The sequence below is a fragment of the Streptomyces sp. NPDC053673 genome (assembly GCF_055585225.1).
This window is the reverse complement of sequence record NZ_JBVJKN010000008.1, coordinates 22,498-43,482: the sequence shown is the minus strand read 5'-3', so window position 1 is coordinate 43,482 and position 20,985 is coordinate 22,498. Positions and strand designations below refer to the sequence as shown.

At 69.5% G+C, this 20,985-nt stretch carries 19 protein-coding genes; 12 read left to right on the top strand and 7 right to left on the bottom strand.

Annotated elements, in window-relative coordinates:
* Positions 1 to 164 precede the first annotated feature (164 nt).
* The 5 genes from ACZ6ZQ_RS14200 to ACZ6ZQ_RS14180 all read left to right on the top strand — a co-directional run bounded on the left by ACZ6ZQ_RS14200 (position 165) and on the right by ACZ6ZQ_RS14180 (position 6,196).
* Positions 165 to 2,051: an acetolactate synthase large subunit gene (locus ACZ6ZQ_RS14200; RefSeq protein ID WP_469768814.1), complete on the top strand. Its 1,887-nt coding sequence runs from the start codon at positions 165 to 167 to the stop codon at positions 2,049 to 2,051.
* Between the two features lie 35 nt (positions 2,052 to 2,086).
* Entirely contained in the window at positions 2,087 to 2,611 is a 525-nt protein-coding gene (ilvN, locus tag ACZ6ZQ_RS14195) for an acetolactate synthase small subunit (protein WP_453660908.1), read from the top strand.
* A gap of 101 nt (positions 2,612 to 2,712) precedes the next feature.
* Positions 2,713 to 3,714, top strand: coding sequence for a ketol-acid reductoisomerase (ilvC, locus tag ACZ6ZQ_RS14190; protein ID WP_453660906.1), 1,002 nt, complete (start codon positions 2,713 to 2,715; stop codon positions 3,712 to 3,714).
* A gap of 226 nt (positions 3,715 to 3,940) precedes the next feature.
* Positions 3,941 to 5,542: a phosphoglycerate dehydrogenase gene (gene serA / locus ACZ6ZQ_RS14185; protein WP_469768813.1), complete on the top strand. Its 1,602-nt coding sequence runs from the start codon at positions 3,941 to 3,943 to the stop codon at positions 5,540 to 5,542.
* Between the two features lie 84 nt (positions 5,543 to 5,626).
* Positions 5,627 to 6,196 (top strand): TetR/AcrR family transcriptional regulator, encoded by a 570-nt coding sequence (locus tag ACZ6ZQ_RS14180; protein ID WP_469768812.1) that lies wholly within the window; start codon positions 5,627 to 5,629, stop codon positions 6,194 to 6,196.
* 63 nt (positions 6,197 to 6,259) lie between these two features.
* On the opposite strand, the gene ACZ6ZQ_RS14175 is transcribed toward ACZ6ZQ_RS14180, so the two are convergent.
* From ACZ6ZQ_RS14175 to ACZ6ZQ_RS14160, 4 genes are all read right to left on the bottom strand, one after another.
* Positions 6,260 to 6,640 carry a peptidase inhibitor family I36 protein gene (locus ACZ6ZQ_RS14175; RefSeq protein WP_469768811.1) on the bottom strand — a complete coding sequence of 127 codons (381 nt, stop codon included), beginning with the start codon at positions 6,638 to 6,640 and terminating at the stop codon, positions 6,260 to 6,262.
* Positions 6,637 to 7,326, bottom strand: coding sequence for a hypothetical protein (locus ACZ6ZQ_RS14170; RefSeq protein WP_469768810.1), 690 nt, complete (start codon positions 7,324 to 7,326; stop codon positions 6,637 to 6,639). Before ACZ6ZQ_RS14170 ends, ACZ6ZQ_RS14175 begins: the two co-directional genes overlap by 4 nt.
* A gap of 2 nt (positions 7,327 to 7,328) precedes the next feature.
* The gene (locus ACZ6ZQ_RS14165; protein ID WP_469768809.1) at positions 7,329 to 7,793 is read right to left on the bottom strand and encodes a hypothetical protein; all 465 of its coding nucleotides are present in this window, start codon (positions 7,791 to 7,793) and stop codon (positions 7,329 to 7,331) included.
* Between the two features lie 84 nt (positions 7,794 to 7,877).
* Positions 7,878 to 9,086 carry a PucR family transcriptional regulator gene (locus tag ACZ6ZQ_RS14160; RefSeq protein ID WP_469768808.1) on the bottom strand — a complete coding sequence of 403 codons (1,209 nt, stop codon included), beginning with the start codon at positions 9,084 to 9,086 and terminating at the stop codon, positions 7,878 to 7,880.
* A gap of 184 nt (positions 9,087 to 9,270) precedes the next feature.
* Between ACZ6ZQ_RS14160 and ACZ6ZQ_RS14155 the strand changes: the two genes are divergently transcribed.
* From ACZ6ZQ_RS14155 to ACZ6ZQ_RS14145, 3 genes are all read left to right on the top strand, one after another.
* Positions 9,271 to 10,254 carry a proline dehydrogenase family protein gene (locus ACZ6ZQ_RS14155; protein ID WP_469768807.1) on the top strand — a complete coding sequence of 328 codons (984 nt, stop codon included), beginning with the start codon at positions 9,271 to 9,273 and terminating at the stop codon, positions 10,252 to 10,254.
* Positions 10,255 to 10,602: 348 nt separating this feature from the next.
* Entirely contained in the window at positions 10,603 to 12,234 is a 1,632-nt protein-coding gene (pruA, locus tag ACZ6ZQ_RS14150; protein ID WP_469768806.1) for an L-glutamate gamma-semialdehyde dehydrogenase, read from the top strand.
* Positions 12,235 to 12,376: 142 nt separating this feature from the next.
* Positions 12,377 to 12,613, top strand: coding sequence for a hypothetical protein (locus tag ACZ6ZQ_RS14145; RefSeq protein ID WP_469768805.1), 237 nt, complete (start codon positions 12,377 to 12,379; stop codon positions 12,611 to 12,613).
* Positions 12,614 to 12,820: 207 nt separating this feature from the next.
* Here ACZ6ZQ_RS14145 and ACZ6ZQ_RS14140 read toward each other — a convergent pair whose 3' ends face one another.
* The gene (locus ACZ6ZQ_RS14140; RefSeq protein ID WP_469768804.1) at positions 12,821 to 13,846 is read right to left on the bottom strand and encodes an NADP-dependent oxidoreductase; all 1,026 of its coding nucleotides are present in this window, start codon (positions 13,844 to 13,846) and stop codon (positions 12,821 to 12,823) included.
* A gap of 101 nt (positions 13,847 to 13,947) precedes the next feature.
* Between ACZ6ZQ_RS14140 and ACZ6ZQ_RS14135 the strand changes: the two genes are divergently transcribed.
* Both ACZ6ZQ_RS14135 and ACZ6ZQ_RS14130 read left to right on the top strand, forming a co-directional pair.
* Positions 13,948 to 14,859, top strand: a complete 912-nt coding sequence (locus ACZ6ZQ_RS14135) for a LysR family transcriptional regulator (RefSeq protein ID WP_469768803.1) — start codon at positions 13,948 to 13,950, stop codon at positions 14,857 to 14,859.
* A 193-nt stretch (positions 14,860 to 15,052) separates the two neighbouring features.
* Positions 15,053 to 15,190: a hypothetical protein gene (locus tag ACZ6ZQ_RS14130; protein ID WP_453667942.1), complete on the top strand. Its 138-nt coding sequence runs from the start codon at positions 15,053 to 15,055 to the stop codon at positions 15,188 to 15,190.
* Positions 15,191 to 15,207: 17 nt separating this feature from the next.
* Here ACZ6ZQ_RS14130 and ACZ6ZQ_RS14125 read toward each other — a convergent pair whose 3' ends face one another.
* Positions 15,208 to 16,803: a purple acid phosphatase family protein gene (locus ACZ6ZQ_RS14125; protein ID WP_469768802.1), complete on the bottom strand. Its 1,596-nt coding sequence runs from the start codon at positions 16,801 to 16,803 to the stop codon at positions 15,208 to 15,210.
* 158 nt (positions 16,804 to 16,961) lie between these two features.
* Between ACZ6ZQ_RS14125 and ACZ6ZQ_RS14120 the strand changes: the two genes are divergently transcribed.
* Together ACZ6ZQ_RS14120 and ACZ6ZQ_RS14115 are read left to right on the top strand one after the other, a co-directional pair.
* Positions 16,962 to 18,002: a 3-isopropylmalate dehydrogenase gene (locus ACZ6ZQ_RS14120; RefSeq protein ID WP_469768801.1), complete on the top strand. Its 1,041-nt coding sequence runs from the start codon at positions 16,962 to 16,964 to the stop codon at positions 18,000 to 18,002.
* A 289-nt stretch (positions 18,003 to 18,291) separates the two neighbouring features.
* Entirely contained in the window at positions 18,292 to 19,380 is a 1,089-nt protein-coding gene (locus ACZ6ZQ_RS14115) for a branched-chain amino acid aminotransferase (protein WP_469768800.1), read from the top strand.
* Between the two features lie 114 nt (positions 19,381 to 19,494).
* Here ACZ6ZQ_RS14115 and ACZ6ZQ_RS14110 read toward each other — a convergent pair whose 3' ends face one another.
* A complete protein-coding gene (locus tag ACZ6ZQ_RS14110; protein WP_469768799.1) occupies positions 19,495 to 20,949 on the bottom strand; it encodes a cytosine permease in 1,455 nt (484 codons plus the stop codon).
* Positions 20,950 to 20,985 lie beyond the last annotated feature (36 nt).

The window sequence follows — 20,985 nt, the reverse complement described above, 5'->3', positions numbered from 1 at the left end:
GCGTCGGCTGAAGCAGGGCCCTGCACGGGCTCTGCAGACCGCACCGGCGCGCTCCCCTCGCTTGCCTCACGGCACGAGGGGTTTTTTGTTGCACTGGTACTTACTAAATCCCCGCAAAACACCCAGCTTCGAGACCCGCAAAAACCCTCAGCTTCGAGAAGAGAATGCCGATGACCGAGCAGGCCACCGGGGCCCACCATCCGCAGCCGCGGGCCCGCACCGGCGGACAGACCTCCGCCACCGTTGAGCACGTCACGGGCGCGCAGTCCCTCATCCGCTCTCTCGAGGAAGTCGGGGCCGAGACCGTGTTCGGCATCCCGGGCGGTGCCATCCTCCCCGCGTACGACCCGCTGATGGACTCCTCCCGGGTCCGTCACATCCTGGTCCGCCACGAGCAGGGCGCGGGCCACGCCGCCACCGGCTACGCGCAGGCCACCGGCAAGGTCGGCGTGTGCATGGCCACCTCCGGGCCGGGTGCCACGAACCTGGTCACGCCGATCGCCGACGCCCACATGGACTCCGTCCCGCTGGTCGCGATCACCGGCCAGGTGGCCAGCAAGGCCATCGGCACGGACGCCTTCCAGGAGGCGGACATCTGCGGCATCACGATGCCGATCACCAAGCACAACTTCCTGGTCACCAAGGCCGACGACATCCCGAGGACGATCGCCGAGGCCTTCCACATCGCCTCCACCGGCCGCCCGGGACCGGTCCTGGTCGACATCGCCAAGGACGCCCTGCAGGCACAGACCACCTTCAGCTGGCCGCCGCAGACCGAACTGCCCGGCTACCGCCCGGTGACCAAGCCGCACGCCAAGCAGATCCGCGAGGCCGCCAAGCTGATCACGCAGGCCAAGCGCCCCGTCCTGTACGTCGGAGGCGGTGTCCTCAAGGCCGGGGCCACGGCCGAGCTGAAGGTCCTGGCGGAGCTCACGGGCGCCCCCGTCACCACCACCCTGATGGCGCTGGGCGCGTTCCCCGACAGCCACCCGCTGCACGTGGGAATGCCGGGCATGCACGGTGCGGTCACCGCCGTCACCGCGCTGCAGAAGGCCGACCTGATCGTCGCCCTCGGCGCCCGTTTCGACGACCGCGTCACCGGAAAGCTGGACAGCTTCGCCCCGTACGCCAAGATCGTCCACGCCGACATCGACCCGGCCGAGATCGGCAAGAACCGCGCCGCCGACGTCCCGATCGTCGGTGACGCCCGCGAGGTCATCGCCGATCTGGTCCAGGCCGTCCAGGCCGAGCACAACGAGGGCAACACCGGCGACTACGCCGCCTGGTGGAACGACCTCAACCGCTGGCGCGAGACCTACCCGCTCGGCTACGAGACGCCGGACGACGGCAGCCTCGCCCCGCAGCAGGTCATCCAGCGGATCGGCCGGCTCGCCCCGGAGGGCACGATCTTCGCGGCCGGTGTCGGCCAGCACCAGATGTGGGCCGCCCACTTCATCGACTACGAGAAGCCGGCCACCTGGCTGAACTCCGGCGGCGCCGGGACCATGGGCTACGCCGTCCCGGCCGCCATGGGAGCCAAGGCCGGAATGCCGGACCGTACCGTCTGGGCGATCGACGGAGACGGCTGCTTCCAGATGACCAACCAGGAGCTGGTCACCTGCGCGCTGAACAACATCCCGATCAAGGTCGCGATCATCAACAACGGCGCGCTGGGCATGGTCCGTCAGTGGCAGACCCTGTTCTACAACGAGCGTTACTCCAGCACCGTCCTGCACGCCGACGAGACCGGCCACCACACGACCGGCTCCCAGCTCGGCGCGAGCACGGCGCCCCGCAAGGGCACCCGCGTCCCGGACTTCGTGAAGCTGTCCGAGGCCATGGGCTGTGTCGCCCTGCGCTGCGAGGACCCGGCCGACCTGGACAAGGTCATCGCCGAGGCCAACGCGATCAACGACCGTCCCGTCGTCATCGACTTCATCGTCCACGAGGACGCCATGGTGTGGCCGATGGTCGCCGCAGGCACCTCCAACGACGAGGTCATGGCCGCCCGCGGCGTCCGCCCGGACTTCGGCGACAACGAAGACGACTGAGCGAGCAGCGAGAGTAGAGAGAGACGTAACGAATCATGTCCAAGCACACGCTCTCCGTCCTGGTGGAGAACACCCCGGGCATCCTGGCCAGGATCGCCGCTCTGTTCTCCCGCCGCGGTTTCAACATCGACTCGCTCGCCGTCGGCGTCACCGAGCACCCCGACATCTCCCGCATCACGATCGTGGTCCAGGTCGAGGACCTGCCGCTGGAGCAGGTGACCAAGCAGCTCAACAAGCTGGTCAACGTCCTGAAGATCGTCGAGCTCGAGCCAAGCGCCGCGATCCAGCGCGAGCTCGTCCTGGTGAAGGTCCGCGCCGACAACGAGACCCGCTCCCAGATCGTCGAGATCGTCCAGCTGTTCCGCGCCAAGACCGTCGACGTCTCGCCCGAGGCCGTCACGATCGAGGCCACCGGATCGAGTGACAAGCTCGACGCCATGCTGAAGATGCTGGAGCAGTTCGGCATCAAGGAGCTGGTCCAGTCCGGCACGATCGCCATAGGGCGTGGCGCCCGGTCCATCACGGACCGCAGCCTGCGCGCCCTCGACCGCAGCGCGTAACGGCACTTCCGCCCGGATACCGAGACCCCCGAGCCCCTCATCGCTCCCCGCCGTACGGTGGGACGCAACACCGGCAAGACCAGTCAACAAGGAGAAAACCAGTGGCCGAGCTGTTCTACGACGACGACGCCGACCTGTCCATCATCCAGGGCCGCAAGGTCGCGGTCATCGGCTACGGCAGCCAGGGCCACGCCCACGCGCTGTCGCTCCGCGACTCTGGTGTGGACGTCCGCGTCGGTCTGCACGAGGGGTCCAAGTCCAAGGCCAAGGCCGAGGAGCAGGGCCTGCGCGTGGTGACGCCGTCGGAGGCCGCCGCCGAGGCCGACGTCATCATGATCCTCATCCCGGACCCGATCCAGGCCCAGGTGTACGAGGAGTCCATCAAGGACAACCTGAAGGACGGCGACGCGCTGTTCTTCGCCCACGGTTTCAACATCCGCTTCGGCCTCATCAAGCCGCCGGCCGGTGTCGACGTCGCCCTGGTCGCTCCCAAGGGCCCGGGCCACCTGGTCCGCCGTCAGTACGAGGAGGGCCGCGGCGTTCCGGCCATCGCCGCCGTCGAGCAGGACGCGACCGGCAGTGCCTTCGCGCTGGCGCTCTCGTACGCCAAGGCCATCGGCGGCACCCGCGCCGGTGTCATCAAGACGACCTTCACCGAGGAGACCGAGACCGACCTGTTCGGTGAGCAGGCCGTGCTGTGCGGTGGTGCCTCGGCGCTCGTCAAGGCGGGCTTCGAGACCCTGGTCGAGGCCGGCTACCAGCCGGAGATCGCGTACTTCGAGTGCCTCCACGAGCTGAAGCTGATCGTGGACCTCATGTACGAGGGCGGCCTGGAGAAGATGCGCTGGTCGGTCTCCGAGACCGCCGAGTGGGGCGACTACGTGACCGGTCCGCGCATCATCACGGACCAGACCAAGGCCGAGATGAAGAAGGTCCTCGCCGAGATCCAGGACGGCACGTTCGCCAAGAACTGGATGGACGAGTACCACGGCGGTCTGAAGAAGTACAACGAGTACAAGACGCAGGACGAGAACCACCTGCTGGAGACCACCGGCAAGGAGCTGCGCAAGCTCATGAGCTGGGTCGACAACGAGGAGGCGTAAGCCTCGGTGCGGCGGGTCCGGAAGGGCCCGCCGCACTCCGTTGGACAACAAGTCCAACCACGGACGGGTGATCCTTCCGCCAAGGCGGAAAACCAGCCCTCCAAGACCACTAGAGTGGTCAACAGATTCGCGTTCAGGCCCACAGCGTCGTGCGTCTTCCACGCGGCTAGCCCCTCCGCCTGCGGCCGTCGGGACGGCCGTCCGCATTGGACCAGTGAGGACTCACGTGAGCACTGCGCCCCGTAAACCCGTTGTACTCATCGCTGAAGAGCTGTCGCCCGCGACCGTGGACGCGCTCGGTCCGGACTTCGACATCCGGCACTGCAACGGCGCGGATCGCGCCGAGCTTCTCCCCGCCATCACCGACGTGGACGCGATCCTCGTACGTTCCGCCACCAAGGTCGACGCCGAGGCGATCGCCGCAGCGCGCAAGCTGAAGGTCGTCGCCCGCGCCGGTGTCGGCCTGGACAACGTGGACGTTTCCGCCGCCACCAAGGCCGGCGTGATGGTCGTCAACGCCCCGACCTCCAACATCGTGACCGCGGCCGAGCTCGCCTGCGGTCTGCTCGTCGCCACCGCGCGGAACATCCCGCAGGCCAACACCGCCCTGAAGAACGGCGAGTGGAAGCGCTCCAAGTACACGGGCGTGGAGCTGAGCGAGAAGATCCTCGGCGTCGTCGGCCTCGGCCGCATCGGTGTGCTGGTCGCCCAGCGGATGTCCGCCTTCGGCATGAAGATCGTCGCGTACGACCCCTACGTCCAGCCCGCGCGAGCCGCGCAGATGGGCGTCAAGCTGCTCTCGCTGGACGAGCTGCTGGAGGTCTCGGACTTCATCACCGTCCACCTCCCGAAGACCCCGGAGACGCTCGGCCTGATCGGTGACGAGGCGCTGCACAAGGTCAAGCCGACCGTCCGCATCGTCAACGCCGCGCGTGGCGGCATCGTCGACGAGAGCGCGCTGGCCAGCGCCCTCAAGGAGGGCCGGGTCGCGGGCGCGGGTCTCGACGTGTACGCGAAGGAGCCCTGCACGGATTCCCCGCTGTTCGAGTTCGACCAGGTCGTCTGCACCCCGCACCTCGGCGCGTCCACGGACGAGGCCCAGGAGAAGGCCGGTATCTCGGTCGCCAAGTCGGTGCGCCTCGCGCTCGCCGGCGAGCTGGTGCCGGACGCGGTCAACGTCCAGGGCGGTGTCATCGCCGAGGACGTGCGCCCGGGTCTGCCGCTCGCCGAGAAGCTCGGCCGGATCTTCACCGCGCTGGCGGGCGAGGTCGCGGTCCGGCTCGATGTCGAGGTGTACGGCGAGATCACCCAGCACGACGTGAAGGTGCTCGAACTGTCCGCGCTGAAGGGCGTGTTCGAAGACGTGGTCGACGAGACCGTGTCGTACGTGAACGCGCCGCTGTTCGCGCAGGAGCGCGGCGTCGAGGTCCGTCTGACCACCAGCTCGGAGTCCCCGGACCACCGCAATGTGGTGACCGTGCGCGGCACGCTCTCCGACGGCGAGGAGGTCGCGGTCTCCGGCACCCTGGCCGGCCCCAAGCACCTCCAGAAGATCGTGGCCGTGGGCGACTACGACATCGACCTGGCGCTCGCCGACCACATGGTCGTGGCGCGCTACGAGGACCGTCCGGGCGTCGTCGGCACCGTCGGCCGGATCCTCGGCGAGGCCGGGCTGAACATCGCGGGCATGCAGGTCTCGCGCCAGGAGGAGGGCGGCGAGGCGCTGGTCGTGCTCACGGTCGACGACACCGTGCCGCAGCCCGTGCTGAACGAGATCGCCGAGGAGATCGGCGCGACGTCGGCCCGTTCGGTGAACCTGATCGACTGATCCGGTATCGCGGACCGCTCTCGCGTACCCGCCCCTTAGACGCTCGTCTTACACAAGCGTCTAAGGGGCGGGTACGCTGCTTTCATGGGACACCGCGAAGATCTGCTCGAAGGCGCCAAGCGCTGCCTGCTGGAGAAGGGGTACGGCCGGACGACCGCCCGTGACATCGTCGCCGCCTCCGGTACGAACCTGGCCTCCATCGGCTACCACTACGGCTCCAAGGACGCTCTGCTCCAGCAGGCCTTTCTGGCGCTGACGGAGGAGTGGGGAGAGGCCGTCGGACCCGCTCGGGCCGAGAGCGGGGGTGGCGCGTCGGCTGATCCGTACGCACGCTTCGAGGGCGTCTGGGAGAAGGTCATCGCGGCCTTCGACGAGAGCCGCAAGGTCTGGAAGCTCCAGCTGGAGGTGGTCACCCGGCTCGACGACGACGAGGTGCTCCGGGAGGCGGTCAAGGAGCCCCAACGGGAGGGGCGGCTCGGCATTGCGGAGGCCTTCCTCGGGATCGACCCCGAGGCCGATCCGGAGAAGGCCCGCGCGGCGGGGCTGCTCTACCAGGCGCTGGTGGCGGGCGTGATGATCCAGTGGATGGTGGACCCCGAGACGGCTCCGTCCGCGAAGGATCTCACCGACGGCCTCAAGGCGATCATGGAATAGGCGGCGACAGGGTGCGGCCCTGCGGCCGTGATGGCGGGCGAGGGCCGCGGGGTGTGGCGATGGTCAGCAGCCCATCGTCCAGGTGTGGGAGTCGCCGTCGTCATTGGCCGCGGCGTTGTAGTTGACCTCCTGGCCCGGGGCCAGACAGATCGTCATGTGCCCACCCAGTTGGGCTGCTGAGTACACCTGGACGTGGTCCTTGACGCCTGGCCCGGAGATGCCGTGGTTCGCCCATGAGGAGTCCTCATCGGCGATCCAGCTCTCCCACCAGTGGTCGTCGCCCGACCAGTTGGCCCGCTGGCCGCCGTAGTCGACGTCCGTCCAGGTGCAGAAATGGCCGCTCGGACAGTCGGCGGCACCGGCCGGGGCCGCGGCCGCGGCGAGCCCGCCGGTGAGCAGGAGCACGGCCGTCGCGGCGGAGGCAAGGATGCGCTTCGGAGTCATGGAGTGAGGGTGCCTTTCTCTGTCGTGTTCCCCTGAGGTCGCGCGGGGGCGAGTTCCGCCGCGCGGTGCAGTGCGCGGGTGCGCAACTGCGCGTATGCGGTGAGCTGTTCGCGCCGCAGGGCGCGCACCTCGGCCAGCCGGGCCGGTTCGAGCCGGGCCTCGACGGCGGTCAGCCCGCTCTCACGGGCGCACCGGTTGGCGGCGGCCTGCTCCGGCTGCCGAGGCGAACGGCCGGACAGGCAACGGGTGTACCGCGCGAAAACGGTGCGGTGGGCGGGATCCGTCCGCATCCGGGCCCCGGCCTCCGCGCGCAGGTTGTTGACGGTCACCTGGGCCCGGAACCAGCGGCGCTGGTCGCCGTAGAGGGTGCGCTGGGCCGAGGCGAGGCAGCCGTCGGTGTGAGCGGTGACGGTGTAGCCGGTGGGAAGGGTCAGGGACAGTTCACTGGGCCCGCTGCCGAAGAGGGCGGCCTGGAGCCGTCTGTTCTCGGCGGGGGTGGCCGGCTCGGGCGCGGTGGTGAGCCCCTGGCTCGCGAGACACCGGGTGACCAGCGCCTGCTCGGCGGATCGGATGAGGTTGTCCCTGGATCGCTCGGTCGTGGGCAGCGCGCGTCCCGTGGGCGCCGCGGCACAGCCCGACAGGACGAGCGCCGCGACAAGGACGCACGCCGCGTGGAGAGCGCGCACGCTCAGCTGACCTCGCAGCCCATGGGGGTGTCGGCGACCCCGTCGATACGGGAGCCCCAGGACCAGTTGTCGCTGAAGTCGTACGCCCGGATCAGCCGGTGGTAACAGGCGTCACGGCCCCAGTCGATCGCGTACAGATCGCGGTTCACGTCCGAGCGGAACGAGGCGGCCCGGTCGTGGAGGAACTCGGGGACGTCGGCGTAGCCCGGTGGGCCGTAGCACCATCCGTCTCCGTGCTGCCCGGTGCCGGTCCAGAAGCACACCTGTCCGGGGCCCCGCCCGGTGGCGGACCCCGACTGCGCGGCGCCGGCCGCCGGGGTGGGCAGGAGGGCGGGGGCGAGGGCGGTGAGCACGGCGGCGGACATGGCGAGCCTGCGGAGCATGAGGACTCCCGGGATGTGGTGGAAGGTCCCGTTCGTGATCGACGGGAAGGCACGGTCAAGCTGCCCTGCGCCGATCGGTGCCATGCGTCATTCACCCGAAGGGGTGCGAGACCTGCCGGAAGGAGCGTTTCTGCAGGTCACGGCCCCATGAGGTGGCCGCTTGGTGGGTCACAGCCGGGCTGCCTTGAGCGCTATGTGCAGCAGCAGGCGGTCCTCACCCTCGTCCAGGTCGAGTCCGGTCAGCTGCTCGACGCGGGACAGCCGGTAGTAGAGCGTCTGACGGTGGATGCCCAGGGCCGACGCCGCGCGCCCCGCCTGGCCCGCACAGTCCAGGAACACCTCCGCGGTACGGGCCAGTTCGGCATGTGCGGGGGCGAGCAGGGGAGCGGCCGCGGGGTCGGGGGAGGGCGCCGGAGCGAGCGACGTCAGCAGCCGGTACGGGCCGATCGAGGACCAGTCGGCCACCGTGCCGAGCCGGGGCTCGGCCAGGGCGGCGCGCGCGGCGGCCGTGGCCTCCCGCCAGGAGACGTCGAGCTCGCCGATGCCGCGGCGGGGGAGTGCGACACCGGCCGCGGCGCCGCCGAGCCGTGTCGCCGCGGAATGCGCGGGGCCGAGGGCGTCGGCCGACCGGAGCCGTACGAGCACGGCGAGCGCGTGCGCTCCGGTGTCCGGGGCGTCCTCGCGGGGAGCGGTGTCCGAGGCGCCGGTACCGGCCGCCTTCCCCGTGCCACGCCCGCCCGGCGCGTTACCCGTCCACGGGAGCGTGCACAGCGCCGACGCCCCGGGGACCGTGCGCGCGGAGGGAGCGTCACCGGACGGCCAGGGGGCCACGCACACCGCCGCGTGCAGCCCGTCCGCCGCCGGGCCCAGGGCCGTCCGCAGGGCCGCGAGAGCCATGTCGTACTGCCAGCCCCGCTCGGCCGTGAGCACCGCGCGGAACTCCCGTGACAGATCCGTGCCCGCGCGCTCCTCGTCCGCGAGCAGGCCGCCGATCCGCCCGGCCACCTCCATGGCCGCGGTCAGCTGGGCGTGCGTGGGACCCGGGTCGGCGTCGAGCAGCCATACGTATCCGAGGACGACCCCGCGATGGCGGACCGGAAGGCAGATGCGGTCGCGGAAGACTCCGGCCTCCGGGGCCGCCGGGATCCGCACCGGGCCGGTCGCCCGGGCGATGCCGAAACCCTCGAACCAGGTGCGTACCGCGGGCGTGGACTTCCTGGTCAGGATCGAGCGTGTACGGACCGGGTCCATGGCGCTGTCGTCCTCGCTGTCGTGCGCGCCGAAGGCGATCAGTCCGAAGTCCCGGTTCTCCAGCGTCGCCGGGGCGCCCAGCAGCCCGGAGATCTCGTCCACCAGTTCCTGGTAATCGCCCTTCACGCGGACATTCTCGCACTGGTCGGGCACCTCTTCAGACATATGTCTGAAGAGGTGGTCGCGGATGCGTGACAGCTGTCGATGGCCGAGCATCGGAGCGATATTTAGGTTTCACGGTGGTTCTCCGTGCTGTTCCCGGATCGTTCGGTTACGGCCCCCTTCAACCCGTGTTCCGTGGAGGTGCCCCGTGCTGGGTCCCGTGATCCTCGCCGCGTCCCGCAGCGACAAGATGCGCCGTTTCGTGTCGGCCGCTCCGGGGACGAAGCAGGTCGTCGCCCGGTTCATCGCCGGTGAGACGGTCGACCAGGTCATCCCGATCGTCGAGGACACCATCGGCAAGGGGCTCGAGGTCACCCTGGACGTGGTGGGCGAGGACATCACCACGCGCGAGCAGGCCGCCGCGGCCCGCGACGCCTATCTGGAGCTGATCGAGCACCTGAAGGACCTCGGCCTGGGCACGAAGGCCGAGATGTCGGTCAAGCTGTCGATGTTCGGCCAGTCGCTGGAGATCGAGGCGGGCGAGCCCGCAGGGCTCTCGGTTGAGGGTGGTGGTGGGCGACGGGCGGGCGGTCACGAGCTGGCGCTCGCCAATGTCCGCCCGGTCGTCGAGGCCGCCGCAGCGATCGGCACCACGGTGACTCTGGACGCGGAGGACCACACCACCCTCGACTCGATGTTCGCCATCCACGAGGAGCTGCGGAAGGACTTCCCGCAGACCGGATGTGTGATCCAGGCGTATCTGTTCCGCACCGAGGACGACGCCCGCCGCCTGGCCGCGAACGGCAGCCGCGTACGCATCGTGAAGGGCGCCTACAAGGAGCCCGCCGAGGTCGCGATCCAGGACAAGGCCGAGATCGACAAGGCGTACGTCCGCATCCTGAAGATCCTGATGGAGGGCGAGGGTTACCCGATGATCGGGTCCCACGACCCGCGTCTCATCTCCGTCAGCCAGGAGCTCGCCCGTCGCGCAGGGCGCAAACTGGATGAGTACGAGTTCCAGATGCTGTACGGCATCCGCAGCGACGAGCACGTGCGGCTGGCGGCCGAGGGCCACCGGATGCGCGTGTACACCGCGTACGGAACCGACTGGTACGGCTACTTCATGCGCCGCCTCGCCGAGAAGCCGGCCAACCTGCTCTTCTTCCTGAGGAGCATGGTGACTCGTGGCTGACGCGCTACGGCTGCCCCGGTGCTTCTGCCGGGGGTCCGGGGGTCGTCCCCCGGGCAAGCACAGCGTCCGGTCGATGATCACCAAGAACTGACTTGGTTGGCGAGCGGTGGTTGTCACCACCCAGACCCATGCTGGGTGGTGACAACCACCGCCCTTCGGCCGACTGAGTCGGCCCCAGTTCCGATCTCCCGAAAGGAGTCAAGGAACTCGTGACTCCGCCCCATTGGGGCTTCTCACTTACTCACCGCAGCGAGCTCGTGACGGTCAAGCCCTGACCACGGCTCAACGTACGTCACCACTTCAGCTCCTGTCGGCTGAAGCAAGGGATTCACTCGGAAGAGGTAACTCATGGATGCTGTGACCCAGGTCCCCGCCCCGGTCAATGAGCCGGTGCACGGCTACGCCCCCGGCTCGGCCGAGCGTGCCCGCCTCGAGGCCAAGCTCAAGGAGCTGGCCGAGAACCCCATCGACCTCCCGATGACCATCAACGGTGTGAAGCGGATGGGCGGCGGCGAGCGCGTGGACGTCGTACAGCCGCACAACCACCGGGCCGTCATCGGCACCTTCGCCGGCGCCACGCAGCAGGACGCGCAGGACGCGATCGACGCTGCCCTCGCCGCCGCCCCGGCGTGGCGCGCGATGTCGTTCGACGACCGCGCCGCGATCATCCTGCGCGCCGCCGAGCTGCTGGCCGGTCCCTGGCGCGAGACGCTGGCCGCCTCCACCATGCTGGGCCAGTCGAAGACCGCGCAGCAGGCCGAGATCGACACCCCGTGCGAGCTCGTCGACTTCTGGCGCTTCAACGTCTCCTACGCCCGCCAGATCCTGGCCGAGCAGCCGCCGGCCAACTCCCCGGGTGTGTGGAACCGCCTCGACCACCGCCCGCTCGAGGGCTTCGTCTACGCGATCACGCCGTTCAACTTCACGGCCATCGCGGGCAACCTGCCCACCGCCCCCGCCCTCATGGGCAACGTGGTGGTCTGGAAGCCGTCCCCGACGCAGACCCACTCCGCCGTCCTGCTGATGCAGCTCCTGGAGGAGGCGGGCCTGCCCAAGGGCGTCATCAACCTGGTCACGGGCGACGGCATCGCCGTCTCCGAGGTGGCGCTGAACCACCCCGACCTGGCCGGTATCCACTTCACCGGTTCGACCAGGACCTTCCAGCACCTGTGGAAGACGGTCGGCAACAACATCGAGAAGTACCGCTCCTACCCGCGCATCGTCGGCGAGACGGGCGGCAAGGACTTCGTCGTCGCCCACCCGAGCGCCGACCGCGCGATCCTCAAGACCGCGCTGACCCGCGGTTCGTTCGAGTTCCAGGGCCAGAAGTGCTCCGCGTCCTCGCGTGCGTACATCCCGGCCTCCATCTGGAACTCGGGCTTCAAGGAGGAGTTCGCGGCCGAGGTCGACGGCATCACGATGGGTGACGTCACCGACCTGACGAACTTCATCGGCGCCGTCATCGACGAGCGCGCCTTCGCCAAGAACAAGGCCGCGATCGACCGCGCGAAGGAAGACGCGACCTGCACGATCGTCGCCGGCGGTACGTACGACGACTCGGTCGGCTACTTCGTCCGCCCGACCGTCGTCGAGTGCACCGACCCGGAGAACGAGGTCTTCACGACCGAGTACTTCGGCCCGATCCTCGCGGTGCACGTGTACGAGGACGACCAGTACGAGGCCGTGCTGGAGCAGATGGAGTCGGTGTCCGCGTACGCGCTGACCGGCTCGGTCATCTCCGGTGACCGCGCGGCGACCGCGTACACGATGGACAAGCTCCGCTACGCCGCGGGCAACTTCTACATCAACGACAAGTCGACCGGCGCCGTCGTCGGCCAGCAGCCCTTCGGCGGCGGCCGCGCGTCCGGCACGAACGACAAGGCGGGCGCCCCGCAGAACCTGATGCGCTGGACGCTGACCCGCGCGATCAAGGAGACGCTGGTTCCGCCGACCGAGTACGGCTACCCGCACATGGGCTGACGCCCTCCCCGGGCCACACGGCCCGTCCCGTGAACACCGCCCCCCGCCGGTCCCCCCAAGACCGGCCGGGGGCGGCTCACGTTCGGCGGGCTTACGCTGCTGGGAGGGGGCTGGGTGAGGGAGACCGGCGAGGAGGGATGACATGCCTGGTTCCACGACTCTCGGTGCGGGCCACGGGGTCGACGTGATCGACCACCTCGACGCGCAGCGGCTGGCCACCGTGATGAAGGAGATGGGCCGTCTGCTGGCCGTGTCCGGACCGAACAGGATCACGGATCCGCAGGTCGCGGCGTTGTGCGGGGGCGAGGCGCACCACCGGGAGGAGTTCACCGACTGGGTGGGCCGGGTCGCCAGGAAGCTCGACGAGGCCACGGCCTAGACACACGTTGGACGTCAGCGGTGCCCCCGGCCCTTCAGGCCCGGGGTTGCGCTGTGTCCTGGCCGCTGCGTTTCCGGCTCAGGAAGTCGTCGACGAGTGAAGCGATCCGGTGTGCGTGCGTTGCCGGCGAGGCGCGGGCGGTCCGGTGCGGGTGCTGCTCTCCGCCGGCGCGAAGGCGACGGGCTCCGACCGGCACCGTCAGGTCGTTCAAAGTGCCGTCTGCACGTCCGCCCGGGCCACCAGCATCTTTCCCACGTTCTCGCCGCGCAGCATTCCGAGGAACGCCTCCACGATCCGCTCGAAGCCGTCCACCACCGTCACGTCCTGCCCGACCCGCCCGCTCTGCAGGTGCGGTACGAGGAAGTCCTCGAACTCCTCCTGCAGATCGGTGTGGTTGCGGACCAGAACTCCTTCCAGCCGCAGACTCTTGTGGTTGATCTCGAACAGGTTGCGCGGCGCGGCCGGGGGCTCGGCGCTGTTGTACTGGGCCACCGCGCCGACCCAGGCGATCCGCCCGAAATCGCGCAGCGCCGCGATCGCGGCCGCCAGATGGTCACCGCCCACGTTGTCGACGTAGGCGTCGATGCCGTCGGGCGCCGCCTTCGCCAGCAGCTGCTCAACCGCCCCGTCGTGGTAGTCGAAGGCCGCGTCGTAGCCGACGTGTTCGGTCAGATACGCAACCTTGGCCGGGGATCCCGCGCTGCCGACGATCCGGTCCGCGCCGAGCAGCCGGGCGATGCGGCCGGCCGCCGTGCCCACGCCGCCCGCGGCGGACGAGACGAAGAGGTCCTCGCCCGCCTGGAGCCGCAGCGTCCGCGTGAGGGCGGCGTAGGCGGTCAGGCCGGTGCCGCCGAGGATGCTGAGATGGGCGGTGAGCGGGACGCCCGCGTACGTACGGATCTTCCGCGTCCCGTACTCGCCGGGCGTCACCAGCGCGTGCGTGCGCCAGCCGTGCCGGTGGAAGACCAGGTCGCCGTCCTTGAAGCGGGGGTCGCGGGAGCCGATGACGCGGCCGATGGTGCGGCCCTCCATGGGGGAGCCGAGCGTCCACAGCTCGTCGCTGTCCATCGCGCCGCGGTGATAGGGGTCCACGGACCAGAGCAGGTTCTCGACCAGGGCGGTGCCGGGCGCGGGAGCCGGAACGGGGCCCTCGACGAAGGCGAACTGATCCGATGAAGGAAAGCCGTGGGGACGCGCAGTCTGCTGGACGGTGAGGGAGGTACGAGTCGTCATGCGCAGGACCGTACGGAGGAATGCGAAGGCCGGGCAGAGGGTTCGGTCGATGGAATGGCCGTATCCATGAGCGGCCCTCATACAACCAGGTAGGAGCCCCGATGGCGGACCTTGAAGTCGGCGAACTACGCGTCATCGTCGCCGTGGAGCGCGAGGGTGGCTTCTCGGCCGCGGCCGCCTCCCTCGGCATGACCCAGTCCGCCGTCTCGCATTCGGTGCGCGTCAGCGAGAGCAAGGTCGGGGCCGTCCTCTTCGAGCGGGGCCGCAAGGGCGCGACTCCCACCGCCGCCGGAGCGCGGGCCGTCGCCCACGCCCGGCGCATCCTGCGGCTGCTCGCCGTGCTGGGCACGGAGGCACGCGGGGCGGCGACCGGCACGGTACGCGGGCCGCTGCGCATCGCGGCCTTCCGCAGCGCCGCGCTCAATCTGCTGCCGCAGGCCCTGAAGAAGCTCGCCGAGCGGCATCCGGAGATCGTGCCGGAAGTGCGCATCGTCCGGGAAGTGGGGCGCGGCACCGCGGGCGAGGTCCTGGACGGGCGGGCGGATCTGGCCATCGCGACGATCGGGACGAGTTCGCCGGTGCCGCCGGAACTGATCGGAGGAGTGCTGGTCGAGGAGGGGTACTTCCTGGTGCACCCGGCCGGGCATGCGTCGCCGCGTTCACTGCCGCTCGTCGACTGGACGGAGAACTGCACCTCGTACACGCGCGACTGGTGGAAGCGCCAGGAATGGCTGCCGCCCGCCACGGTCCGTACCGAGGACGACGGAGCGGTGCTCTCGATGGTGAGCAGGGGCTTCGGCATGGCGGTCATGCCGCAGCTGTCCCTGATCGGAGTACCGGACACCGTCGAGATCTCCGATCTCGGACCGGACCGTCCGACGCGCTCCGTCGGCTACGTCACCACTCCCGAGCAGGCCGGAACCCTCGCCGTACGCGCGCTGATCCGCGAGCTCAGAGCGCTCCCACCAGCGCCGCTCCAAGATCGCGTCTCAGATAGTAGGAAGTCCGACTAATTGTGGAGACAGCGCGGCCCTGCTCCCTTAACTTTGTAGTAGCCGAACGTCTCGCTCGATCCAGCGAATGGCGATTGTGAGCCGGTGCCCCAAGCAGGCAACCCCTGCGGCCCGCTCCCCGCCCCTTCCGGCCCCTCGTAGATACGTCATGCGGCCTCGCCGCCTGGCACCAGATCTCAAGGAGTCGATCACCATGCCCGAGACGACCCTCCCCCGCCGCGTCCGGCACACGCCCCGCACGAGCGAGTCCGACCGGAAGAACGCCGCCGCCGCCCTGCAGCGAGCCCTCGACCGCAGGGACAACGGCGGCGAGACCGGCCACAGCCACTAGGGCCTGTCCGACCGGCCCTAGGCAGAACGCTTGATCTCGAAGTAGTCGATGCGCTCGCCGCTCTCGGCGAGCGCGGAGACCTTCAGCTTCGCGCCCGCACCCGTCTCCGCCTCCACCGCGAGGAAGGAGAAGCCGGTGTACCGGACACGCGACCATTCGACCGTGTCCGGGTCGGGCAGCCGCAGCTTCGTCCAGTGGAACGTCACGATGTGGTCGTGGTCATGGACGTTGCCCTCGTAGCTGTCCTCCACCCCGAGCCCGAAGCCGTACAGATCCGCACCCGCGCCGCCCGCCGTGACGTACACGATGCCGTCCCGCGTCGGGTCGGTCGTCGCCCCGATGGGTACGGGCCTGCCGACCTCGCCGCCCTTGATGGCGTCCGTGCGCTCGTAGACGTGGTTGTGTCCGTTGATCACCAGGTCCACCTGGTGCTTGGTGAAGAGCGGCAGCCATGCGTCGCGCGGACCGCCGTCCGAGGCGTGCGTCGACGTCGAGTACATGCAGTGGTGGAAGAAGACGACCACGAAGTCGATTTCCGGCCGCGCCCGCAGCTCGCCGAGCCGCTTGTCCAGCCAGGCCGTCTGTGCGCCGCCCGTGTAGCCCTTGTTGGCGGGAATCTCGTACGAGACGTCGTTCGCGTCCAGCGCCACGACGCCCACGTTGCCGTACGTGAACGAGTAGATTCCGGGGGCGTTCGAGGCGTCGGGCCCGTTCTCGGGGAGCGACCAGCGCGCGGACTGGCCGCCGTAGCCGTTCGGCGAGTACCACGCCTCCATGTCGTGGTTTCCGGTGGTCACCATCCACGGCACCCGTGAGGCGACGCTTTCCGTCTGGGCGAGGAACTGGTCCCACACCCGAGCGTCGTACGTGTCCGACTCCTTGCCGTGCCCGCTGCTGTCGGCGTAGCAGATGTCGCCCGCGTGCAGATGGAACGAAGGGTTCTGACCGAGGATCAACTGGTCGTTGGCGAGGGCGTCGTAACTCACGCCCTGGTCACCGAAGGCCGTGAAGACGAATTTCTCGGGCGTGGCCGGCGCCGTACGGAACGACCCGATCGTCGACATCCGGGAGGCGTCCGCCGGGTCGAAGCCGTCGTGGCCGACCCCGTAGTAGTACGTCGTCCCGGGCTTGAGCCCGTCGAGCCCCACGTGCAGGTAGTACTGGTCGACGGCGGGCAGCTTCCGCGACAGCGAGGGCGTGTGCAGCGGACGCACCTCCGCCTCGATCTTCCGGCTGAGCTCCCACGGTTCCAGCCCGACCCGCAGATACGGCCGCTGTACCGCGAACGGCACCTGCCAGGAGATCCGCATCTGTGTCTTCGGGTCGGCCCCGAATGCGAGATGGCGGCCGAACGGGGCGACGAGTGAGCCGTCGACCGTGGCCGTGGCAGGCGTCGTCACCAGCGTCGGGGAGGCCTGGGCTGCGGTCGCCCGCCCGGCCAGCAGGCCGCCGCCGGCCGCGGCGAGACCGCCCGCGAGCCCTCCGGTCAGCGCTCCGCGCCGGGAGATCTTCGGGCGTGCATGCCGGGCGCGCAGATACTCGTGCTGCTCGGGCATGCTCATGCCACGCGCGAGCTGATCGGGGATCCCGACCCGTGGGGTGTCATCGGTCATGCGGGGTAACTTGCCAGTAACTTACGACCGAGGGCCAGACTCCGGATGAACGAAGTTCAACGAAACTGCGTGCGAACCCCGGTGACTCTCCGGCGCGAAGCGCGTCCGCATGGTGGACAATCAGTGTCATTCGCTGGGACGGGGAGTACGGTGCGAATATGTCTCGCAGCATCAATCTCGCAGTAATCCCTGGTGACGGCATCGGCCAGGAGGTCGTGGCCCAGGGCCTCAAGGTCCTCTCCGCCGTGCTTCCGCAGGATGTGAAGCTGGAGACCAAGGAGTACGACCTCGGCGCCCAGCGCTGGCACCGCACCGGAGAGACCCTCCCGGACGCGGAGCTCGACTCCCTCAAGAACCACGACGCGATCCTGCTCGGCGCGATCGGTGACCCGTCGGTGCCGTCCGGGGTCCTGGAGCGCGGGCTGCTGCTGAAGCTTCGGTTCGCCTTCGACCACTATGTGAACCTGCGTCCGTCGAAGCTGTTCCCCAACACCGCGACCCCCCTTGCCGGCCGCCCCGACATCGACTTCGTCGTCGTCCGCGAAGGCACCGAGGGTCCGTACACGGGCAACGGCGGTTCCCTGCGCACCGGTACGCCCGCCGAGGTCGCTACCGAGGTCAGCGTCAACACGGCGTACGGCGTGGAGCGGGTCGTCCGTGACGCCTACGAGCGAGCCAACTCCCGCCCCCGCAAGAAGCTGACGCTGGTTCACAAGAACAACGTCCTCGTCTACGCGGGCCACATGTGGAAGAACATCTTCGACAAGGTCGGCCAGGAGTACCCCGAGGTCACCACCGACTATCTGCACGTCGACGCCGCGACGATCTTCTTCGTCACCCAGCCGGAGCGCTTCGACGTCATCGTCACCGACAACCTCTTCGGCGACATCCTCACCGACCTCGCCGCTGCCGTGACCGGCGGCATCGGCCTGGCCGCCTCCGGCAACATCAACCCGACGGGCGAGTTCCCGTCCATGTTCGAGCCCGTCCACGGCTCCGCGCCCGACATCGCGGGCCAGGGCAAGGCCGACCCGACGGCCACGATCCTGTCCGTCGCCCTCCTCCTGCGCCACCTCGGCTACGAGACCGAGGCCGTCCGCATCGAGGACGCCGTCGCCGCCGATCTGGCGGAGCGGGACGGCACCGCCCGCACGACCGACGTGATCGGCGACGCGCTCGCCGTACGAGTAGCGGGCTGACCCTCCCCCAGAGCCCAAAGGCCTGGGGGGACCCCCAGGCTCGAAACCTCGAAGCCGCCGGGTCGCATCCGCGCCCGGCGGCTTCTCCTATGCGGCCCCCGGGTGCCACCATCAGCCATGGGCCGCAATTCACACTGTTCTGCTCCGGCTCCCACGCACTGCGATAATTGGATGTGGGGCCGCATCATGCGGGAAAGCTCGGACGTCCTAGTACAGGTGTACTCAGGGCGTGCAGACGTTCAGATGTGAGCGCGGTCCGTCACAAACACACGGTGAAGGACACGCAGACATGACGACGCCCACGATCGAGCTCAAGCCCTCCTCGACCCCGCTGTCCGATGCGGAGCGCGAGGCGATCCTGGCCAACCCCGGATTCGGCCGCCACTTCACCGACCACATGGTGACGATCAAGTGGACGGAGGGGCGGGGCTGGCACGACGCGGAGCTCACTCCGTACGCGCCGCTGTCCATCGACCCGGCCAACATGACGCTGCACTACGCGCAGGAGATCTTCGAGGGGCTGAAGGCCTACCGTCGGCCCGACGGCTCGGTCGCCACGTTCCGGCCTGACGCCAACGCCAAGCGCTTCCAGATCTCCGCCCGCCGCCTCGCCATGCCCGAGCTTCCGGTCGAGACGTTCATCGCGGCGTGTGACGCCCTGGTCCAGCAGGACAAGGCATGGGTCCCGGCGCACGGCGGCGAGGCCTCGCTCTATCTGCGCCCGTTCATGTTCGCCAACGAGGTCGGTCTCGGTGTGAGGCCGGCCAACGAGTACCTCTTCATCGTCATCGCGTCCCCGGCCGGCCCGTACTTCCCCGGTGGCGTCAAGCCCGTCTCGGTCTGGCTCTCCGAGAACTACGTCCGCGCCGTTCCCGGCGGCATCGGCTTCGCCAAGACCGGCGGCAACTACGCCGCCTCCCTCCTGGCGCAGGCCGAGGCGGCTGCCAAGGGCTGCGACCAGGTCGTCTGGCTCGACGCCCTGGAGCACAAGACCGTGGAGGAAATGGGCGGCATGAACCTGTACTTCGTGTACGGGGACAGGATCGTCACGCCCGAGCTCACCGGCTCGCTTCTCGCCGGTATCACCCGCGACTCGCTGCTCAAGCTCGCCCGCGACCTCGGCTACGAGGCCGAGGAGGGCCGGATCACCACCGACCAGTGGAAGCGTGACACCGAGAACGGCACGCTCACCGAGGTCTTCGCCTGCGGCACCGCCGCCGTCATCACCCCCGTCGGCACGGTCAAGTCCGCCGCAGGCGAATGGACGCAGGCGAACGGCGAGCCCGGCAAGGTCACGATGGAGCTGCGGAAGTCGCTGCTGGACATCCAGACCGGCGTCGCCGAGGACCCCCACGGCTGGATGCACGAGCTCGGCTGACCCCGGGCCCGGATACGCAGCACGCGGGCAAGCACCACGCAGATACGCACCACGCGGAACCGCGCGGGATCCCTTTCCGGGGGACCCGCGCGGTTCCGTCGTGTTCGGGCCGGGTCAGGACACCACGGCCGCTTCCGGCTCCTGCCGGCCGGCCGCGGCCTGCACCGTCTCCATGGCCTCGGGGGCCGTACGGGCGCCACGCGGCGTCAGTACGGCGTACACGACACCGCCCACCACACCCGACAGGACGAAGCTGCAGTCCACGCCGCCGGTCAGGGCGAGCAGCGGGCCTTCGTAGAACGGGGTCGAGACGGAGACCAGACCGACGGCCGCGCCGAGCACCCAGGCGACCGTGGCGCGCGGCTCCCAGCCCGCCCGGAACCAGTAGATGCCGCCCCGGGCGCGCCGGTTGTAGACCTGCAGCGCCTCCGCGTCGTACGCGCCGCGACACCGCACATGACCGATGAGGGTGATCACCGCCCACGGGGTGCCGATCGCGGTGAGCAGCAGCACGAACGAGGTCATCGCCGACTGGGCGTCCCAGGCGAAGTGCCCGAGGAAGACGAAGGCGGTGGCCACGACCGCGACGATCACGGTGGCCACGGTCCGGCTGGCCCTGGGCACGATCGCGTCGAGGTCCAGGCCCATCGAGTAGAGCATCAGTCCGGCGTTGCCGACCGAGCCGGCCGCGGCGGCGAGCAGCAGCGGTATCAGGTACCAGGTGGGGGACGCGTCGACCAGCGGCCCTGCGTAGTCGACCGAGGCACGGGCGGCGAGCGCGGTGAAGGTGCCGAACAGCTGGGGGATGAGCAGTCCGGCGAACAGGCCCAGACAGGTGGCCTTCAGCACCGCGCGCGGGTTGTGCCGCTGCGGCGAGATGTAGCGGGTGTAGTCACCGAGCAGGGTGATGAAGGCGATCGGTCCGCTCAGCCCCGCGGCCACGGCGGAGAGCGCCCACGTGGGCCAGAAGGAGCCCAGCGGATACGGGGCGTCGGACGGCGCGGCGGTGGTGAAGTCGGGAGCGTACGCCACCAGGCCTGTCGCGAGCAGCACGATCATCCCGAGGGCCAGGACCTTGCTCATGCGCAGCAGCAGCCGGTACCCGAAGACCGCGCCGATCACGGTGACGGCGGCCAGCAGGGCGTAGACCAGTGCATGGGTCGCGTCGCCGGTCGGCAGGCCGATGATCCGGGCGAGCGTGCCGACCATCACGTCGCCGCCGATCCACAGGGTCAGCGCCGTGTAGCCGAGCGACAGCAGGAGGCCGACGATCGAGCCGACGAGTCGTCCGCGTACGCCGAAGAAGGCTCCGCTGGACGTGGAGAGATTGGTCGCCGTGCGCAACGAGACGAGCGCGAGCGGTGCCGTCACGATCACACCGGCGATGGTGCCGGCGACGACCGAGGTGACCGCGCCCCACAGGCCGAGGCCGAAGGAGACCGGCAGCCAGCCGAAGACGATCACGCCGAGGCAGAGGTTTGAGCCGAGCAGGATCGCCAAGAGGTCGCGTGGACCGCTGGTCCGTTCCGCTTCGGGGATGGTGTCGACTCCGCGCTGTTCAATCGGCATCGGGCTCTCCCTGTTACGCCGCCGGCAATTTGAGTG

Bases quoted from the DNA above. Each gene is read 5' to 3' on its own strand.
- pruA (WP_469768806.1), top strand. From the start codon at position 10,603: ATGGATGCTGTGACCCAGGTCCCCGCCCCGGTCAATGAGCCGGTGCAC.
- ACZ6ZQ_RS14125 (WP_469768802.1), bottom strand. From the start codon at position 16,803: ATGACCGATGACACCCCACGGGTCGGGATCCCCGATCAGCTCGCGCGT.
- ACZ6ZQ_RS14180 (WP_469768812.1), top strand. From the start codon at position 5,627: ATGGGACACCGCGAAGATCTGCTCGAAGGCGCCAAGCGCTGCCTGCTG.
- ACZ6ZQ_RS14140 (WP_469768804.1), bottom strand. From the start codon at position 13,846: ATGACGACTCGTACCTCCCTCACCGTCCAGCAGACTGCGCGTCCCCAC.
- ACZ6ZQ_RS14175 (WP_469768811.1), bottom strand. From the start codon at position 6,640: ATGACTCCGAAGCGCATCCTTGCCTCCGCCGCGACGGCCGTGCTCCTG.
- ilvN (WP_453660908.1), top strand. From the start codon at position 2,087: ATGTCCAAGCACACGCTCTCCGTCCTGGTGGAGAACACCCCGGGCATC.
- ACZ6ZQ_RS14115 (WP_469768800.1), top strand. From the start codon at position 18,292: ATGACGACGCCCACGATCGAGCTCAAGCCCTCCTCGACCCCGCTGTCC.
- ACZ6ZQ_RS14110 (WP_469768799.1), bottom strand. From the start codon at position 20,949: ATGCCGATTGAACAGCGCGGAGTCGACACCATCCCCGAAGCGGAACGG.
- ACZ6ZQ_RS14145 (WP_469768805.1), top strand. From the start codon at position 12,377: ATGCCTGGTTCCACGACTCTCGGTGCGGGCCACGGGGTCGACGTGATC.
- ACZ6ZQ_RS14130 (WP_453667942.1), top strand. From the start codon at position 15,053: ATGCCCGAGACGACCCTCCCCCGCCGCGTCCGGCACACGCCCCGCACG.
- ACZ6ZQ_RS14120 (WP_469768801.1), top strand. From the start codon at position 16,962: ATGTCTCGCAGCATCAATCTCGCAGTAATCCCTGGTGACGGCATCGGC.
- ACZ6ZQ_RS14165 (WP_469768809.1), bottom strand. From the start codon at position 7,793: ATGGCACCGATCGGCGCAGGGCAGCTTGACCGTGCCTTCCCGTCGATC.
- ACZ6ZQ_RS14200 (WP_469768814.1), top strand. From the start codon at position 165: ATGCCGATGACCGAGCAGGCCACCGGGGCCCACCATCCGCAGCCGCGG.
- ACZ6ZQ_RS14135 (WP_469768803.1), top strand. From the start codon at position 13,948: ATGGCGGACCTTGAAGTCGGCGAACTACGCGTCATCGTCGCCGTGGAG.